Origin of the sequence: Mesorhizobium denitrificans (assembly GCF_003403035.1) — a bacterium.
GTDB lineage: Bacteria > Pseudomonadota > Alphaproteobacteria > Rhizobiales > Rhizobiaceae > Mesorhizobium_G > Mesorhizobium_G denitrificans.
On record NZ_QURN01000001.1, the window covers coordinates 376,623 to 394,469 of the forward strand.

At 56.6% G+C, this 17,847-nt stretch carries 18 protein-coding genes; 6 read left to right on the forward strand and 12 right to left on the reverse strand.

What is annotated here, in order from left to right; all coding sequences use genetic code 11:
• The first annotated feature begins 353 nt into the window (after window positions 1–353).
• Window positions 354–1,049 carry a response regulator transcription factor CtrA gene (gene ctrA, locus DY251_RS01755; RefSeq protein WP_116622100.1) on the forward strand — a complete coding sequence of 232 codons (696 nt, stop codon included), beginning with the start codon at window positions 354–356 and terminating at the stop codon, window positions 1,047–1,049.
• Window positions 1,050–1,125: 76 nt separating this feature from the next.
• Here ctrA and chpT read toward each other — a convergent pair whose 3' ends face one another.
• Complete coding sequence (gene chpT, locus DY251_RS01760) at window positions 1,126–1,755, reverse strand: histidine phosphotransferase ChpT (protein WP_116622101.1); 630 nt, start codon at window positions 1,753–1,755, stop codon at window positions 1,126–1,128.
• Between the two features lie 280 nt (window positions 1,756–2,035).
• On the opposite strand from chpT, the gene DY251_RS01765 reads away from it, so the two are divergent.
• Both DY251_RS01765 and DY251_RS01770 read left to right on the forward strand, forming a co-directional pair.
• Complete coding sequence (locus tag DY251_RS01765) at window positions 2,036–2,605, forward strand: DUF1134 domain-containing protein (protein WP_245415814.1); 570 nt, start codon at window positions 2,036–2,038, stop codon at window positions 2,603–2,605.
• An 82-nt stretch (window positions 2,606–2,687) separates the two neighbouring features.
• Entirely contained in the window at window positions 2,688–3,746 is a 1,059-nt protein-coding gene (locus DY251_RS01770) for a coiled-coil domain-containing protein (protein WP_116622103.1), read from the forward strand.
• Here the strand turns inward: DY251_RS01770 and DY251_RS01775 are convergent.
• The 6 genes from DY251_RS01775 to DY251_RS01800 form a co-directional block, all read right to left on the reverse strand.
• Window positions 3,741–4,535: a TrmH family RNA methyltransferase gene (locus DY251_RS01775; protein WP_116622104.1), complete on the reverse strand. Its 795-nt coding sequence runs from the start codon at window positions 4,533–4,535 to the stop codon at window positions 3,741–3,743. The two genes, DY251_RS01770 and DY251_RS01775, sit on opposite strands and share 6 nt — an antisense overlap.
• A gap of 57 nt (window positions 4,536–4,592) precedes the next feature.
• The gene (locus DY251_RS01780) at window positions 4,593–4,889 is read right to left on the reverse strand and encodes an ArsR/SmtB family transcription factor (protein WP_116622105.1); all 297 of its coding nucleotides are present in this window, start codon (window positions 4,887–4,889) and stop codon (window positions 4,593–4,595) included.
• A 160-nt stretch (window positions 4,890–5,049) separates the two neighbouring features.
• Complete coding sequence (locus DY251_RS01785; protein WP_116622106.1) at window positions 5,050–5,811, reverse strand: HugZ family pyridoxamine 5'-phosphate oxidase; 762 nt, start codon at window positions 5,809–5,811, stop codon at window positions 5,050–5,052.
• A gap of 59 nt (window positions 5,812–5,870) precedes the next feature.
• Window positions 5,871–6,632 (reverse strand): 3-hydroxyacyl-CoA dehydrogenase, encoded by a 762-nt coding sequence (locus DY251_RS01790; protein WP_116622107.1) that lies wholly within the window; start codon window positions 6,630–6,632, stop codon window positions 5,871–5,873.
• A 69-nt stretch (window positions 6,633–6,701) separates the two neighbouring features.
• Window positions 6,702–7,217 carry a GNAT family N-acetyltransferase gene (locus DY251_RS01795; RefSeq protein WP_116622108.1) on the reverse strand — a complete coding sequence of 172 codons (516 nt, stop codon included), beginning with the start codon at window positions 7,215–7,217 and terminating at the stop codon, window positions 6,702–6,704.
• A 167-nt stretch (window positions 7,218–7,384) separates the two neighbouring features.
• Window positions 7,385–7,879 (reverse strand): NUDIX domain-containing protein, encoded by a 495-nt coding sequence (locus DY251_RS01800; protein ID WP_116622297.1) that lies wholly within the window; start codon window positions 7,877–7,879, stop codon window positions 7,385–7,387.
• A 53-nt stretch (window positions 7,880–7,932) separates the two neighbouring features.
• On the opposite strand from DY251_RS01800, the gene DY251_RS01805 reads away from it, so the two are divergent.
• Window positions 7,933–8,874: a metallophosphoesterase family protein gene (locus DY251_RS01805; protein ID WP_116622298.1), complete on the forward strand. Its 942-nt coding sequence runs from the start codon at window positions 7,933–7,935 to the stop codon at window positions 8,872–8,874.
• Between the two features lie 3 nt (window positions 8,875–8,877).
• On the opposite strand, the gene DY251_RS01810 is transcribed toward DY251_RS01805, so the two are convergent.
• The 3 genes from DY251_RS01810 to leuA all read right to left on the reverse strand — a co-directional run bounded on the left by DY251_RS01810 (window position 8,878) and on the right by leuA (window position 12,064).
• Window positions 8,878–9,549 carry a hypothetical protein gene (locus tag DY251_RS01810; RefSeq protein ID WP_116622109.1) on the reverse strand — a complete coding sequence of 224 codons (672 nt, stop codon included), beginning with the start codon at window positions 9,547–9,549 and terminating at the stop codon, window positions 8,878–8,880.
• A gap of 92 nt (window positions 9,550–9,641) precedes the next feature.
• On the reverse strand, window positions 9,642–10,397 hold the full coding sequence (locus DY251_RS01815) for an alpha/beta fold hydrolase (protein ID WP_116622110.1): 756 nt from the start codon (window positions 10,395–10,397) through the stop codon (window positions 9,642–9,644).
• Complete coding sequence (gene leuA / locus DY251_RS01820; RefSeq protein WP_170971394.1) at window positions 10,394–12,064, reverse strand: 2-isopropylmalate synthase; 1,671 nt, start codon at window positions 12,062–12,064, stop codon at window positions 10,394–10,396. Before leuA ends, DY251_RS01815 begins: the two co-directional genes overlap by 4 nt.
• A gap of 393 nt (window positions 12,065–12,457) precedes the next feature.
• Between leuA and DY251_RS01825 the strand changes: the two genes are divergently transcribed.
• Together DY251_RS01825 and DY251_RS01830 are read left to right on the forward strand one after the other, a co-directional pair.
• On the forward strand, window positions 12,458–13,621 hold the full coding sequence (locus DY251_RS01825; protein WP_116622112.1) for an ATP-grasp domain-containing protein: 1,164 nt from the start codon (window positions 12,458–12,460) through the stop codon (window positions 13,619–13,621).
• Between the two features lies 1 nt (window position 13,622).
• The gene (locus DY251_RS01830; RefSeq protein WP_116622113.1) at window positions 13,623–14,399 is read left to right on the forward strand and encodes an esterase family protein; all 777 of its coding nucleotides are present in this window, start codon (window positions 13,623–13,625) and stop codon (window positions 14,397–14,399) included.
• A gap of 41 nt (window positions 14,400–14,440) precedes the next feature.
• Here the strand turns inward: DY251_RS01830 and DY251_RS01835 are convergent, their stop codons facing one another.
• The gene (locus DY251_RS01835; RefSeq protein ID WP_170971391.1) at window positions 14,441–15,349 is read right to left on the reverse strand and encodes a cation diffusion facilitator family transporter; all 909 of its coding nucleotides are present in this window, start codon (window positions 15,347–15,349) and stop codon (window positions 14,441–14,443) included.
• Window positions 15,350–15,394: 45 nt separating this feature from the next.
• The gene (locus DY251_RS01840) at window positions 15,395–17,584 is read right to left on the reverse strand and encodes an anthranilate synthase (RefSeq protein WP_116622115.1); all 2,190 of its coding nucleotides are present in this window, start codon (window positions 17,582–17,584) and stop codon (window positions 15,395–15,397) included.
• Between the last annotated feature and the right edge of the window lie 263 nt (window positions 17,585–17,847).

The following is a 17,847-nucleotide window of genomic DNA, read 5'->3' on the forward strand; positions in this document are numbered from 1 at the left end:
AGTTTACAAACAAAATCTTTCACAATCGCTCTGCCGGTAACCATTCGTTTACAGGCATGGTTAATCTTAGAGGAAAGCCCTTAAGGCACCGTAAAAGAAATGGTTACCATCAAGGGCAAAGTGAAGAGTCAATTGAATCGCTTAGGCGGCGTTCTTGATGTAGTCGGGTGAATTTCTGAACAAACTTTAACCATCTAAATCAATGAGATGGTTTAATTTTTTCAGAATTGAATCTGATCGTTGCGTAAGTAATTAGGTTTTGTTAACCATTTCGTGGCAGCTTCGGTTTTGGCAATAGCTGCTCTCCCCGAGGGATTAAACGGCGGGGCATTGAGCGGAAGAAGGGGATCTAGATGCGCGTTCTGCTGATTGAAGATGACAGTGCAACCGCACAGAGCATCGAACTGATGCTGAAGTCGGAGAGCTTCAACGTCTACACCACCGATCTGGGTGAGGAAGGCGTCGATCTCGGCAAGCTGTATGACTACGATATTATTCTGCTGGATTTGAATCTGCCTGACATGTCTGGCTATGAGGTGCTTCGCACCCTGCGCCTTTCCAAGGTCAAAACGCCGATTCTCATTCTCTCTGGCATGGCCGGCATCGAAGATAAGGTGCGCGGTCTGGGCTTCGGCGCAGACGACTATATGACCAAGCCTTTCCACAAGGATGAGCTGGTTGCTCGTATTCACGCCATTGTGCGCCGCTCGAAAGGCCACGCACAGTCTGTTATCGCTACCGGCGATCTGATTGTGAACCTCGACGCCAAGACTGTAGAGGTCGGCGGACAGCGCGTGCATCTGACAGGCAAAGAATATCAGATGCTGGAGCTGCTATCGCTCCGCAAGGGCACGACGCTCACCAAGGAGATGTTCCTCAACCATCTCTATGGTGGCATGGACGAGCCGGAACTCAAGATCATCGACGTTTTCATCTGCAAACTGCGCAAGAAGCTGGATGCGGCTTCGGACGGCCAGAACTATATCGAAACGGTCTGGGGTCGTGGCTACGTGTTGCGCGAGCCGGACGATCTGCGCGAAAGCGCCTGATGCGCGTCGAATAACAAAAAAGCCGCCTTTTGGGCGGCTTTTTTATTTGTAAATCAGATGCTTGCGGCAAAAGCGCCTATTCGGCGCTGAATGCCACTTCTTCAGCAGTCGCATGGATCGAAATGGTCATGCCGGCTTCCTTGGCGAGTAGCAGCGTATAATAGGGCTGCACTGAATGCGCATCGATTGGCTCGTCCGGCTTTCCGCCTGAATGCAACTCCAAAAACTTTGCAGGCACACGCAGCATCGGACCGCTTGATGCGAGCCGGAACTTGGGATGTGTCTCCAGCCCCTCCAGCGTAACGACGATCTTGCCGCCGCGTGGAATGGCAGCATTTGCAACGAGAATGAGGTTCAGCAGCAGCTTGACCTTGTTTTTGGGTAGAAGCGCACGAGCACCATTCCAGATCAGGTCCGGCTTTTCGCCCTTCATGAAAGACAATGCGACCGATTCGGCATCGCCGGTGTCGATCAGCATTCCCGCTGAACCGGCCGCCCCAAATGCGATGCGCGCAAACTGCAATCGCGCTGATGCGTTGCGCGCGCTGGCCCGGATGAGGTTCATCGCGTCTTCGTCCGCGCCACCTTCGTCGAGCAATTCAAGGCCGTTATTAATCGCGCCCACGGGCGATATGATATCGTGGCAAACTCGGCTGCAAAGGAGCGCAGCAAGATCTGCCGCAGACAAAGTGAACAGGTCAGCCATCCGCTATCTTTTCCTTACCCGCGATACTGCCCGCCATAAAATCGCAGCAATGAACCGAATCAAATTATTTCGAGCATTTTCTGGTTACACAGCGTTCAGTTTCCATTCAAGAAACGTGGCTAAACTTAGACTGGTACTGATGGGCAACAATCAGTTGTGTCCTTATTGTCAGGGTTAACAATTAGAAAAGATTTTCCGATTAATTTTCCCTGTAATGGGAGCATAGGCTGAGAAAGCCCGGCATTCATATTCAAGGATGCTCCGCATCGGAGATAGGAACATGGACCGCAGCAATTTAACCCGCCGTTCGGCGCTGATCCTGTCGGCCGCCGGTCTTATATCACTGGCAACGCCTGCACTCGCCGCGAACGAATACAGCATGCAGGAGATCGTGGATTCCGGCCATCGGTTCTTTGGCGCAACATCTGGCGGCCTCGCCAGCGTCGTTGAGAAGGCCTTTGCCTCTTACGGGCTGCCAAACGGCTATGTGCTGGGTGAAGAAGGTTCCGGCGCGTGGATCGGGGGACTAACCTACGGCGAGGGCACGCTCTACACTAAAAATGCGGGCGATCACCACCTGTTCTGGCAGGGGCCGTCAATCGGGCTGGATTTCGGTGGCGAAGGTTCGCGCACGATGATGTTGGTCTATAACATGACCGATACGAGCAACCTCTATAACCGCTTTGGTGGCGTTGCTGGCTCTGCCTATGTGGTTGCCGGCGTAGGTTTTAACGTCATGAAGAATGGCAACGTTCTGCTGGTGCCGATTCGCACCGGCGTCGGCGCTCGGCTTGGCGTAAATGTCGGCTATCTGAAGGTTACGGATCGACCCACCTGGAACCCGTTCTGAGCATCAAGGCAGGCCCAAGGATTGGAATCGCCTGCCATTGATGGCACATACAGCCATCCTGGAGTGAGGCACTGACCTTTAAGTGATCCAATCCGTAATTATTTTTCTGCTCGGCTTCTTGTGTGCCACCTTTGTGGCGCTGCTTGCGCTGCCGCCTGTCTGGCGGCGCGCGGTGCGCCTCACAAGGCGCGGCATCGAAGCTTCACTTCCGCTGACAAGGGAAGAACTGCTCGCGTCGCGGGACCAGCAGCGCGCGGAATATGCTATGGCGTTGCGCCGTGTGGAAATGCAACTCGCAGAAACCAGAACCAAATCCTCCTCGCAAACTGCTGAGGCCAGCCGCCAACGGCGCAAACTCGACCGGCTGCAGACCGATAAGGAACAGTTGCGCGCGCGTGTGATTGAACTCGAAGCGCTGAAAGACAATTTCCAGCGCGAGATTCAGGTGCGCGAAGAGATCGTCAAGCAGTTTGCGGCAAAGGCCGAAGAAGTCGAAAACGCCTTGGCCGCCCGGATTGAAGATCTCGGAAAACTCGGCGAACTCTATGAAGAAGCGAAGTTGACCTCTACTGCGCGGCATGTGGAGTTGCTCGCAAATGAAACCGAGATGGATCGGCTTGGCCGAGAAATGGCGAAGCTTCGCCGTGAGCGCACACGCGCCGTCAAAAAGCTGGAGACCGTTGAGTTGACGGACAAGTCAGTTACCGACAGCATCGAATATGAGCGTAAACGCATCCGAGAGCTTCAGGAAAAGCTGGATAAGTCGATTGCCGATCTCAGCGATCGCGATGACAAGATTGCGCGGCGCGAACGGGAGATCGAGCGGCTCAAGGCCCGCACGAAGGAAATTGTGTCCGAAGATTTGAAGGTCATCGAACTGCAAAAGGAAAATCTGCAACTCACCGCCGAAATTGAAGACCTGCAAACCAAATTGGAGCAGGACGACGAGCGTATGCGCGAAGCGATGCATGATCTGGCCGCGCGTGTGGTGGTGCTGACGGCCGCCCGCGAAGGCCAGCGCGAGCCGATAATGCGCGCATTGGACAAGCAGGCCCCCAAATTCCCGGATCGCGCGGTGGAGCCGCCGCCCAGTCTCGAAGATCGCATTCGGCGTGTCAGCCGCGAGCGTGCGAAATCATAGCACCGGGAAATGATGCAGCGCGATTGCTGTCGCTGCCGCCGCATTCAAACTATCGAACTCTTTGCTGATCGGTATGCGCACGCTGTGGATGCGTTGCAGTATCGCAGCGGGTAGGCCCGGTCCTTCCGCCCCAACATAGAGCGCCACCTTCCCACCGGGCGCGACTGCGCCAATATCTGTGCTGCCGCCGGGCGACAGCGCAAACTGCCTGAAACCGAGCCGATCCAACATGTCCGGTAAATCGTCCAAAGCGTCGAAGCGCGCAAACGGAACTTTCAGAACCGCGCCTACGGAAACTCTGAGAGCTTTTCGATAAAGCGGGTCGCAACAGGTTTGATCGAGCAGAACGCCGCCTGCACCGAAGGCCGCGGCATTGCGAAATATCGAGCCGATATTGTCGTGATTTGAAATCCCGGCGCACACTACGAGCGTTGCCTTCTCCGGCTGCGCCGCAACCAGGTCCTCGGGCGTCGTCAGAGTGTTGCGCCTGCCGATTGCCAGAATACCGCGATGCACGTCAAAGCCCGCGATCTGGTTCATCACCTCATCGTTGACGATGTAGGCTGGCACGTCGGGTCGCTCCGCAAGCGCACCCGCCAGCAACGGCAGTCGTCGTTCCAGAAGCAGGATGGATTCGGCTATAAAGCGTTCAGAGCGCAGCAGGATTTCCAGAACGACCTTGCCTTCAGCGACAAATCGTTCTTGCCGACCAACCAGATCGCGCTCTTTAATATCGCGATAGGCGGTTACGCGCGCGTCGTTTGGCTCTTCAATTCTTATCTGGTTCATACGCAAGCAAATAGACCGGCCGCGAAGACCGGTCCATCTCGCCTGCGAGAAGCGTAATTACATTTCGCCGAAAATATCGTTCAGCGTGTTGTAAAGCTTGCGCACTTCTTCCGACTTGCAGGAGTAATAGATCATCTGCCGGTCACGACGCGTCTGCACGAGATTCAATCCGCGAAGTTTCGCGAGATGCTGAGAGAGCGCCGACTGGCTCAACGAGACCTGTTCCGCAATTTCATTGACCGACATCTCTTCGTCGAGAAGGTGTCCAACGATTGCTAGCCTCTTGCGGTTTCCCAATGCCGTCAAAAATTTGGCAGCATCACCGGTCACGTCAGGTTTCTGTTTGTTTAGCATTCTAATCCGCCAATTAGTTTTGCACGAGCCGTCCGCACAGCCCCTGCTATTGCAGTCATGTACCCGTCGAAATGTTACTCCGCACAATTGCTAATACTAGCACGCCACACCGCAACGACAAAATGGAACTTACAATTCCGCTAATGCAACTATAGGAGTATTAGCAGGACGTATCATTAGCAACCCCTATACGCGCAAGTTTTGCTAAAGTTCCGCGCAGATCGTCAATTTTTTCAAGCGGAAGAGGAAAATTGAGTCGCTTGATGGTCGATTCTGACGAGAGATCGACCCCTTCAGCGTCGATTCCTGTCACTCGCCAACGTCCTTCTTTAGCTCCGGCGATTTGCGCATAGCGCTCCACCGCATCGGCATGATCGCTGTTCATGTGGTCGATTGTCGACTGTTCTATTTCCTCGAGTTCATCGTTCGGGCCTGAAGTTCGCAATTCGTTTCCGCTCAATCGGTAAGCTTTGCCGAACCCACCGTTAAGACTGGCGCGCTCCACGCGAAGTGCGAAAAAGTTGAAATCGCCGAGCCCGACATAAAGCTTGGCCTTGGGGTGCCTATTGAGATAGCGGCGGCGCGCCTGCTCATAGGCCACGCTCTCGCACTCTATCTTTTCAGCGCGGCAGATAAGCGAAATGCGCGGATAGGCCAGCGGGTCGCCCTTACCCGGTTCGCCAAGCAGGAGCGAGGATCGCGGGTCCGCGAGAATGGCTTGCGTATGCTGCGACAGGAGCGAAACCAGAATAATCGGCGTGCCATCCATCGCAGTCGCGACACCCGCCCGGCTGACGAAGGGTGAGCCATCATCGCGATCCAAAACCGCCAGCGCACCGAATTGAGCGGTACGCAGCAATTGCTTGGCAAGGCCTATCGCCTCAGCGTCGGTTGGGCGGATGACATCCTTCTTTTCGCTCATCGGGTTCTCCAAACGAAAGGATTTCGCTCCACCGCCTGAAATGTCAGGCCATTCGCTGCTTATTTTGGCGCGAGGCGGATAGCGCCGTCCAGGCGGATCGTTTCGCCGTTGAGCATCTGGTTCTCAACTATGTGCAGCGCAAGAGCCGCATATTCTGATGGTTCGCCGAGACGTGGAGGGAAGGGCACTGCGGCACCAAGCGAATCCTGAACCTCCTGCGGCATCCCTGCCATCATCGGTGTTTTGAAAATTCCAGGTGCAATGGTCATGACGCGGATACCCACGCGGGAAAGGTCGCGCGCTATTGGCAGGGTCATCCCAACGACGCCACCCTTGGATGCGGAATAGGCGGCTTGCCCAACTTGTCCATCATAGGCCGCAACCGATGCAGTGTTGACAATCACGCCGCGTTCGCCGCCTTCAAGCGGCTCCAGCTTCGAAGCCTGATCGGCGAACAGACGGATCATATTGAAGGTGCCGATGAGGTTAACCTCAATGACCTTTCGGAAGGAATCCAGCGGGTGCGGTCCATCCTTGCTAACGGTGCGTGCGCCGACAACGATGCCAGCGCAGTTGACGAGAATGCGCGGCGCGCCAAGCTTCGCGATTGCTTGCGCAATCGCACTTTCTGCCTTGCTTGCGTCAGAAACATCGCATTTGATCGCGAGGCCACCGATGGACGCAGCAACCTTCTCCGCACGCTCTAGACCCAAGTCCAGCACGGCGACTTTAACGCCTTTGGCAGCAAGCGCCCGTGCGGTGGCTTCACCAAGACCGGAACCTGCGCCGGTAACGATTGCAACTTGACCTTCCGCTATCATGCGGTTCCTCCCGACAGTTCAAATTTCAATCTAGCTCTAGGGTGCCTCGGCGCTGGATGCAACGCGACACTATAGGTTTGAGGCGAGATCGAGATGCTTAATCTCGCCTTTCAGATCGGCGAGTGCGCCCGGCGTTATCTCATGCACCAGCAGCCTGCGCGGATCGACCGGGCGCGGCATGGTGATCTGTCCCAACGGAACCATCTTGAACCCAACCGGTCCGTAATACGGCTCGTCCCCAACCAGAATAACTGCGCTATGCCCGTCGTCTGCTGCCGCTTTCAGCGCAATCGCTATGAGTTTGCGCCCGATGCCGAGATTTTTATGCGCGGGCCGAACAGCCAGCGGGCCCAGCAGCAATGCGCGTCCGTTGCCGATGGTGACAGGAGTCAGCCGCACCGACGCTACAACGACGTCATTGCGCATACCAACGAACGAAAGGTTGCGGTCGTGCGGCCCGCCCTCGCGGATCTTGTAGGCAGCCTTTGCGAAGCGGCCCGGCCCGAAAGCTTCGGCGTTAATGGCTTCGATTTCAGCGTCGTGGGCCGGTTCTTCCGGCAGGTAGAGAACGTCCAGAGGGAGCATTGTGTCACTCATTGAGCAGAAGGAAGGCCGCACGCATGGCGGCACGAAGGGCGATCGCTTAGGCGATGGCCGGTCGTCGTCGTGCGATTCTGATCTGCTTTGACACGATTTTCATTGGGCGAACCCGCTATCACCAAAATTACGTTCCGTCCAGAAGAGAGATGGTCCTACCAGTAGGATGATGCGGGCGCTCCGAACACAATCTCGTTGATTCTGCGCCGCGTCGCGGGTGTCGTTTCAGCGGGCAAATCCCCGACAGGAAAAAAACCTGCTTCGGCAATCTCGCGGTCAGGCTTCTTTGGCGAGGTTTGCCGGAACGACTCGACCAGAAAGAGCGCAACATGATCCCTGCGGCTGGCCTGCCGGTTGAAATGCAGACTGGCCAGCGTGGGCGGCGCGGTTATCTCGATATTGCCCTCCTCAACCAATTCGCGCTCCAACGAATATTGCATTGTCTCGCCCGTCTCGACGCCACCGCCGGGCATTTGCCAGCCGGGAACATAGGTGTGGCGAATGAGAAAAACTGTTCCCGCTTCGCGGTTCAGCACAAGCCCGCGCACGCCTAGTGTCATCGGTCGGCGCAGCAGAAAGTAGGTGTGAAAGAGCCGGGCGCGCAGCCCAGGCCAGCCGGTCTGACGAAATCGTGCTTCTTCATCGTCCATCAGCAGAAAATCCAAAGGTGACAAGAACGCTCGCGCTGTCCTAAATGCATGGAATGTTCAGGCTCGCCCATATTTCGGATGTCCATCTCGGTCCGTTGCCGGACATATCCTATCGAGAACTCGCTTCCAAGCGCATGGTCGGCTACGTCAACTGGCATCGCAATCGTCGGCATTCGCTGCACGATGGAATCGTCGCCTCCATCACGAACGACATCAAGGCGCACAATGCGGATCACCTCGCGGTGACGGGCGATCTGGTGAATCTCGCGCTTGACGCCGAGCTTGAGATGGCTCGCCTCTGGCTGGAAACACTCGGAGATCCCAACGATGTGTCAGTCGTACCCGGCAATCACGATGCCTATGTGCCGGGCGCATTCGGCAAGTGCTGCCGCGCCTGGCAGCGATGGATGACGGGCGACGATCAGACGACGCCTGTTAGCCGGGAAACTTTTCCGTATCTGCGTGTGCGCGGTAATGTGGCACTCATAGGCGTAACCTCCGCGCGCGCCTCTGCTCCATTTATGGCAAGCGGCTATTTCAAAAGTGGTCAGGCAGCGCGCCTGCGTGCAATTCTGGACAAAACTCGCGAGGCCGGACTTTTCCGAGTGGTCATGATCCACCACCCGCCGATTCGAGCGGCGGTCCCGCAGCACAAGCGCTTGCTAGGCATTGGTCGCTTTCAGCGCGTCATGCTCCGTCACGGTGCTGAACTTGTCATTCACGGTCATTCCCATCTCCCCTCGCTCTTTCACGTGCAAGGGCCGTCCGGGCCAATCCCTGTCATTGGCGTTGCCGCCACGGGGCAAGCGCCGGGTGGCGCCAAGCCTGCCGCTCAGTGGAACATGTTCGAGATTGGTGGTCGGAAGAACCATTGGTCTTTAAAGCTGATACGCCGCGGCCTCACGGGGCTGTCCATGCCGCCGGTTGAGTTGCAGAGCATCGACCTGGTGCACGCGCCCGCTCCGGTGGTGGAGACTGTAACGGTCGAAAGCTAAAGCCTATTGATGGGCGATGCGGTCCCACAGATAGTTTGCCAGCATCGCGAGCCCGAAAAGACCGCCCAGAATAAAGATCATCAGCCCCCAGACGAACGATTTCCAGCCGCTCTGCGTCGGTTCGATAACAGGCTCAGCTTTCAGTGGCTCAGACGTTGTGGTGGCAACCGGCGCGCTGGTCTCCCGCAAGGGCTTAGGCTCGTCATAACGAGAAATCGGCTTGGGGCTGACACTTGCGCGATAGGAGAGAGGCGTGCCGCCTTCCAGCATCCGCTCGCGCTCAACCATGCGCTCGGCAATATAACGCGTAACCTGATCGGCAACTGGCTTCGGATCGGTGGATTCCGCCAATATTACCCTGCCATTGCGCGTGTCTTTCAGAAAGCGATAGGTCCGCTTGTCGCGGCTCATGCTCACATGGCTAACGCCATCGATCCAGAAACGCGGCTTCAGTCCTGACGAAAGCGCAAAATCAAACAGGTCGAGATCGGTAGGCACTTCCTGAATGATCGGACCCAGCTCATTGGCGAGTATTTCCAGCCGCATCCGCTCGGCGTCGCGCATTTCAATCACGACATCGTCGCGATCGGCCTCGGCGTTCTTGACCGAACGCACAGCCTCGGCGAGTTTGCGTGAGGGGTCCAGCACTCTCACATTGTCGTTTGGGTCACTCATACAATGGCACTCAACGGCTTTGCTATGGTGAACAAAGCGTTAACATAGCGAATTGTGAATTGCACCAGAGTCAAAAGAGCTAGGTTCGGGAGCTAGATAACGGCCTGTTTGGCGATCAGTTCCGCCACCTCATCGGGGCATTCTTCGGCCAGCATATGCCCTGCGCGCGTCAGCGTGATTTTGGTCCAGTGCGCTGGCATCGCGTCCATCTGCGAGATTGGCAGCACGTTATCGAGCGCCCCCCAAAGAACGGCAACGGGCATCTTCAACGCTTGAATACCCTCTGCGGGAATTACACCCTGCCGCCCATCACGGGTAATCAAGGCCGCGATCTTTTCGAGCATCGCGATCTGGCCGACCGCCTCACGGCCCTTTGCTCGCTTCGCGGCATCTTCATTCGTAGCCGTGGCATCCGGCCCAGACATTTCTTTCAGGCAAGCCGCAATCGTGTCGGCATCACTCGCGCTACCATAGCGGCGCAGCAGGGGCGCGTTGATCTCGGGTCCATAACCACCCGGTGAAAGAAGGGTAAGGCTCGCGGGCAAATCGGGGTTCATCATTGAAATGAGTGTGGCGATTGCCCCGCCCATCGAATGCCCGACAATATGCGCGTGCTCGATTTTGCGCTCCGCAAGGTCGGCAGCAATCGCCTTTGCTGCCGTTCCCGGCGATCCGGCATTCGGATAATGAAGCGACCTGCCGTGCCCCGGCAGGTCGTATGCGAAGATTGTGCGGCCGGGCAGCTTTTCAATCACAGCCCGCCAGATCGCGCTGGTTGCGCCGAAGCCATGCAGCAGGACGATCGGCATCCCGCTGCCTGGTTGAACTTCGGCGTAAAGCTCGGTCATGATTTCGCGAGGATCCTGTTGGCGGCCGACACGATTGCTTCGAGCGAAGCCGCAACGATGTTCGTGTTCACGCCCGCCCCGAATGTACGCTTCCCATCATGCTCAATCTCGACATAGCTGATCGCCGCAGCGTTCGAGCCATGATGCATGGAATGCTCCGAATAATCGAACACCGACATCGGCACGCCGATATGGCGCGACAATGCATCCACAAAGCCATCAATCGGGCCCGTACCAGAACCGGTGATGCTCACTTCCTTGCCATTGTCGATGATAGTCGCTTCGAGATTCCGCCTGCCCTTGTTCGACGAATCGGTAAAGGTGGCGTGATCGAGGAATTTCAGCCGTTCGCCGGGTTGGTCGACATAAACCTCCATGAAGCGTTCGTGAATGCGCTTGGAGGAAACTTCCTTGCCCTCGGCATCCGTAATCGACTGAATTTCTTTCGAAAACTCGATCTGAAGGTTGCGCGGCAGGTTCAGCCCATAATCTGCCTGCAAGACATAGGCGATGCCGCCCTTGCCGGACTGGGAGTTGATGCGAATGATCGCCTCATAAGAGCGCCCAACATCCTGCGGATCGATCGGCAGATAGGGCACTTCCCACAATTCCTTGTTGGCCTTGGTTAGCGCCTTCATGCCCTTGTTGATGGCGTCCTGATGAGAGCCGGAGAAGGCCGTGTAAACCAATTCGCCCACGTAGGGATGGCGCTCTGCAATCGCCAACTGGTTGGAATATTCATAGACCGCCTTCATGCGCGGAATATCCGAGCAATCCAGCTCGGGATCAACGCCCTGCGTGAACATGTTCAGCGCCAGATTGACGATGTCGACATTGCCTGTGCGCTCGCCATTTCCGAACAATGTGCCTTCCACGCGGTCGGCGCCCGCCATCAATCCCAATTCTGTCGCGGCAACACCCGTTCCGCGGTCGTTGTGCGGATGCAGTGAAATAATGATCTTGTCGCGATTGTCGATCTGGCGGCACATCCATTCGATCTGGTCGGCATAAATGTTGGGCGTAGCCATCTCGACGGTTGCCGGCAGATTGATGATCAACCTGTTCTCGGCGGTCGGCTGTACGATCTCGGCAACCGCGTTGCAGATCTCCAGCGCCACTTCCAGCTCGGTGCCTGTAAAGCTCTCGGGCGAATATTGGAAGCGATAGCCACCACCAGCCTTGGCCGCCATGTCGGTAATCATCTTGGCCGCGTCTGTTGCAATCGACTTGATGCCGCGCACGTCTTTTTCAAACACCACGCGCCGCTGCAATTCGCTGGTCGAGTTGTAGAAATGCACGATTGGCGTCTTTGCACCTTCCAAGGATTCAAAAGTGCGCGTGATCAATTCGGGACGGCACTGCACCAGCACCTGCAAATCGACATTATCGGGCACATTGCCTTCTTCGATGCACCAGCGCGCGAAATCGAAATCCGTCTGCGATGCGGAGGGGAAGCCAATTTCAATTTCACGGAAACCCATATCGAGCAGCAACTGGAACATGCGCGCCTTGCGCTCATGGCCCATTGGATCGATCAATGCCTGATTTCCGTCGCGCAGATCGACGGAACACCAGATCGGTGCTTTGTCGATGCGCTTCTCTGGCCAGGTGCGGTCCTTGAGCCCCACCATCGGATAGGGCTCGTATTTCCGCGATGCCGTCGGCATACCCTTGGCGGCCGAGGCGCTCATAGTTTGCGGTGCGTTCATTTTATCTTCTCCCGGCGCGGGTGGTTCGCGATGACCTGCCAAATGCGCCAAACATAAGCTTGGTTTGTTATGGGGTGCTGACAAGGAGCGGGCGCACAGGGCGGATCATCGACCGCCGGGCGCTCCTTCAACGAGCCCGGCGATCGCCGCTAAGGCCGAGAAGAAGTAGGGTGGATGCAAGTGCGCGCACAGTCTCAACCGCGAAAGCGGCTGAACGCGAGATTGTTTTTGCACCCGTCGAAGACATGCGAGCCTAATAACCGAGACAAACCATCTTCACAAGGGCCGAGTTGGGCTTTTCGGGCGCAATCAAATGGGCCACAGTGTCCTTCTGCCTTGGGAGGGGTATCCATGAACTTCGTGTTCTTCTCGCCGCATTTTCCCAACACCGGATCCGATTTCTGCGACCGCCTCAAGAAGGCAGGCGCAACGGTACTGGGCATTGGCGATGCGCCCTATGAGGCGCTCGACCCGAAATTGCGCGCGGCACTCTCCGAATATTATCGCATCGCCGACATGGAAAACTACGATCTCACCTATCGCGCGATGGGCTATTTCATTCACAAATGGGGACGTATCGACCGCTTTGAATCGCTCAATGAGCATTGGCTCGATCTGGAGGCCGGCATTCGCACCGACTTCAATATTGAAGGCATCAAGCTGGACTACGTCAAGAATATCAAGCGCAAGAGCCGCATGCGGGCATCGTTTCGCAAGAGCGGGGTCAACACGATAGCCCAGCGCAAGACGTCCGAGCGTTCGGGGGCTTTGGAGTTCATCCGCAAGGTCGGCTATCCCGTCGTGGTCAAGCCGGATTCCGGTGCCGGTGCGGCCCACACCTATAAAATCTCCAATGCCGGCGAACTCGACGATTTCTTCCGTATCAAGCCCGCTGGCGTCAGCTTCGTGATGGAAGAATTCATTGACGGCTTGGTCGTCACCTATGACGGTCTAGTGAATCGCGATGGTGAAATTCTATTCGCGGCCAGCACAAAATATGACGGTTCCATCATGGACGTCGTCAATAAGAACCTGCACATGAGCTATGTGTGCCGCCCCGAAATCCCGCCTGAAATCGAAGAGGCGGGACGCAAGATCGTCAAGGCGTTCGACCTGAAAGAGCGCTTCTTTCACATTGAACTGTTCGAGACGAAAGATGGCCGCATTGTCGCTTTGGAGGTCAATATCAGACCGCCCGGTGGCTATATGACCGACGCGATCAACTATACTTACGACATCGACATTTATGCCGAATGGGCGAATATGGTTGTAAACAATCGTGTCAGCGGCAATTTCAAAGGCAAGTACTTCACCGCCTATGCCAGCCGCAAAAATCACTACCGTTATCGCCACAGCCATGATGAGGTGATGGGCGCATTTAAGAGCATGGTGGTGCGGCACAACGCGATTGAGCCGATTTTCAGCAGGGCAATGGGCAATTACGCCTATCAATTGCGCTCAAAAGACCCCAAAGCTTTGCGCGAGGCAGTCGCTTTCATCCAGCAAGAGGTTTGAGTTGGATATTTCCTATCACAAGGCCCACAGTTCAGCGTTGGGGCGCGACATGGAATACAAGCGCTACGGCTATGCCGGGCGTCCGGTTGTGATTTTCCCAACCTCTCAAGGTCGCTTCTATCAGTTCGAGGATTCCGGCGGCGTTGGCGCGCTGGCTCGTTTCGTTGATGAAGGCCGCATACAGCTTTTCACAGTCGACGGCATCGACAGTGAAAGCTTCTTCGCCAAGCGCGCCAGCTATGAACGCCGCATTGCGCGCCACGAGGCATATTTCCGCTATATCCGGGAAGAGGCATTGCCGGAAATCACGGCCATCGCATCCGCATCGAACGGAGGCCGGATACTTAAGCCATTGTTCTCCGGTTGCTCGATGGGCGGCTACCATTCGTCGAATTTCGTCTTCCGCTTTCCCGATCTTGTCTGCGGAGTTATCGCGCTATCCGGGGTTTATTCTACGCGCGATTTCTTCGGATCAGAGCTTGGCGGCGACATCTATTTCAACTCGCCGCTGGATTATCTGCCGGGCTTGAACGATAAGGCCGTGCTTGCGCGCCTTCGGTCATTGCGGCTGATTTTCTGCTGCGGGCAGGGCGCCTGGGAAGAGCGCATGTTGGAAGACACGCGCTCCCTGGAGCAAATCCTTCACGCCAAACAGATTCCCGCCTGGGTGGATTACTGGGGCGGCGATGTCGACCATGATTGGCCGTGGTGGCACAAGCAGCTCGACTACTTCATGTCGCGCTGGCTCGACGAGGATTTGAAAGAGCGGATGGACTGAGCGGAACTGCACAAAGCCTTAGAGTCTTACGCAACCACCCCTCACGCAAACGGAACGGCTACAGTTCCCTTTGGCAGTTTCGCTTCGTCGTCGGGCTCGACATGGATCGTTACGCGAACACTCGGAATTTCCGCTTTAAGCGCTTCCTCAATGCGATCACAAATCACGTGGCTCTCGCCAACGGTCATGTCCGAATCCACCACCAGATGAAACTCGATGAAGGTCGCGCGCCCGGCGATGCGCGTCTTGAGATCATGCACCTCAAGCGCGCCCTTCGAGTTGGCTGAAATCACCGCGCGGATGTGCATCGCTTCGGTCGGCTCGACGGCCTTGTCCATCAATCCGCTCAGCGATGAGCCGATCACCTGCCATCCCTGATAAAGGATGTTGACGGCAACAATTGCCGCCAGCGCGGGATCGAGCCAAAGCCAGCCGGTAGCCAATGCGCCCAGCAAGCCCGCCAAAACGCCAACCGAAGTCACCACGTCGGACATTATGTGTTTGCCATCGGCGACGAGCGCCGGCGACCGCTGACGTCTGCCAGTGCGAATTAGAATGGTTGCCCAGATAGCATTGATCACCGAGGCGATTGCGTTGACGCCAAGGCCAACCCCCGGTTCTTCCAGCGGGCTAGGGTGCTCCCAGGCTTTCCAGACCTCGCTGAGGATCAGCAGCGCCGCCACTACAATCAGCACGCCCTCCAACACGGCGGAAAAATACTCTGCCTTGTGATGCCCGTGCTGATGGTCGTGGTCTGGTGGTTTATGGCTCAGCTGTATCGCCCAGAAGGCGGCCCCGGCAGCAATCACATTCACGATGGATTCCAGCGCATCTGAATAAAGAGCGACGGACCCCGTCAGCCACCACGCCACGAGTTTCAGCGCGAACACCGCTACGGCGACGGGGATAGACCACATCGCCAGGGTGGCAACCTTTGATTTCGAGGCCATCGCGAGTTCTGGCATTCTAATCCCGTCGAGAAACAAAAGACCGCGCTAGGCGGCCTTTTCTTTTGCTTTACGCGGCAAATGCGCAACCACGTTTTCGATCATGCGCATGCCTGCGTTCTGACCGAGCGTCATGATTGATTCGGGATGGAATTGCACGGCGGCAATCGGCTCTTTCTTGTGTTCAAAAGCCATAATGACACCATCCTCTGTTTCCGCAGTGACCAGGAAATCATCCGGCAAACGCACGGGGTCAGCGAAAATCGAGTGATAGCGGCCAACGGTCACTTCTTTCGGCAGGCCGGAGAAAATCACGCCCGGCTTTGAAACGCGAATGCGTGACGGCTTGCCATGCATCGGCACATGCAGATGACGCAACTCGCCGCCATAAGCTTCCGCCAGCGCCTGCAAACCAAGACACACGCCGAAGATCGGCAGGTCGCGCTGCCGCGCGTTCTTGATGGTCGCAGCGCAGTCGAAATCCTTCGGCGAACCGGGTCCCGGCGACAGCACAACAAGATCGGGCTGCAAGCGGTCGAATATTTCGTTCGGCACGGGCGTGCGAACCGTTGAGACATTCGCACCGGTCTGCCGGAAGTAATTCGCCAGCGTGTGAACAAATGAATCTTCGTGATCCACCAGCAGAATATTCACGCCTTCGCCCACGCGGGCGGTCTGGCGCTCGGTTCCACTTGCATTGGCGGTCTTGGCATCGCGAATCGCGGAGAGCATGGCAGAGGCCTTCAATTCGGTTTCGGCTTCTTCTTCCTCGGGAACTGAGTCGAACAATAATGTGGCGCCAGCGCGGACTTCTGCAATGCCATCCTTGATGCGGATGGTGCGCAGCGTAAGGCCGGTGTTCATGTCGCCATTGAAGTTAACCATGCCGACGGCGCCGCCATACCACGCGCGCGGGCTCTTCTCGTGCTGTTCGATGAAGCGCATCGCCCATAATTTCGGTGCGCCGGTCACGGTCACGGCCCATGCGTGGGAGAGAAACGCGTCGAACGCATCCATGCCCTCGCGCAAGCGGCCCTCAATGTGGTCGACGGTGTGGATCAGCCGTGAATACATTTCGATCTGACGCCGCCCGATAACGCGCACCGATCCCGGCTCGCACACGCGGCTCTTATCGTTGCGGTCAACATCCGAGCACATGGTCAGCTCGGACTCATCCTTCTTGGAGTTGAGCAGTTTCAGAATCTGCTCGGAGTCCGAAATCGCATCGTCGCCGCGTTTGATCGTGCCGGAAATCGGGCACGTCTCCACCCGACGACCATTTACTCGCACAAACATTTCAGGCGAAGCGCCGATCAGATATTCGCCGTCGCCCAGGTTGATGAAGAAGGAATAGGGCGACGGATTGATTGACTTGAGCTTGCGTGAAATTTCCGAAGGTTCTGTTTCGCAGCGCTCATAAAACATCTGCCCCGGCACCACTTCAAACAGATCGCCGCGTTTGAAGCTGTCCATCGCCTCAAGCACCAGCGCTGCATATTCACCGGGTTCGTGGTCGCCGCGCGCAGGTATGCGGTCAGACGTCTTGAATGGCTGTTCGTTCTGTTCGCGCGGCAGGCCTTCCGTCGAGATTCCGGCAAAGGCGAAGTCATAGCTCTCGATCCAGGCCTTGGTCGAATAGTGATCGACCACAAGCACCTCATCTGGCAGATACAGCACCAGATCGCGCTGATCTTCAGGGCGCTCCAAATGCAGATCGACCGGGTCGAACTGAAATGCGAGGTCGTAGCCGAATGCGCCGTAGAGGCCGAGCGTCGCGTCTTCCTGCGTCTTCATCATCGCGGTCAGCGCTCGTAGGACAGTAAATACGGAGGGCGCACGCGAGCGCTCTTCTTCAGTGTAGACACGGCCTGGCTCTGCGATGTCCACGCGGATCAAATCGTCCCCGCGCCGTGAAACCTTGGCGTGGGTCAGGCCCGACAGAGCCTTGCCGACAATGGCGAGCAGAGCCCTTCCACGCTGGTTCAGCGCCTCGATATGCATGACGCGGCCGCGCGCGGTAACGACCAGTGGCGGATCGATGATCGCTGTGTCCCAGCGCGTATAGCGGCCCGGATATTCATAGTTGGAGGAGAAAACCGCGCCGCGACGGCTGTTCAGCCCATCGACATAGCTTTCGATTGCGCCTGCATAGGTCGTCGCGCGCCGCGTTCGGGTGATCGCTACACCCCCCTCGGTCGTAAAGCGCTCGGCGCCGTTGTCCAGAACTTCCAATGTCATTCCCGTCTCCAACACTCAGGCAAGGAACCCTGGCAACTCATCAAAAAACAAATGGCCGCCCGGAATTTCCGTTGCGGCCACCTCATTTTCACGCACGCGCGCAGGATCAGGCCGCTCTTAGCAGGCCCACCACCAAGCATTTGCGATCGACTTGATCTTCATGCCCGCATCCATAGCCGCGATTTTTCTGTGCTGCAACAATTTCTGCAAATGGCCCAAACATAGGCACGGTAATGCTATTGCAAATACAAAAATACAAATGT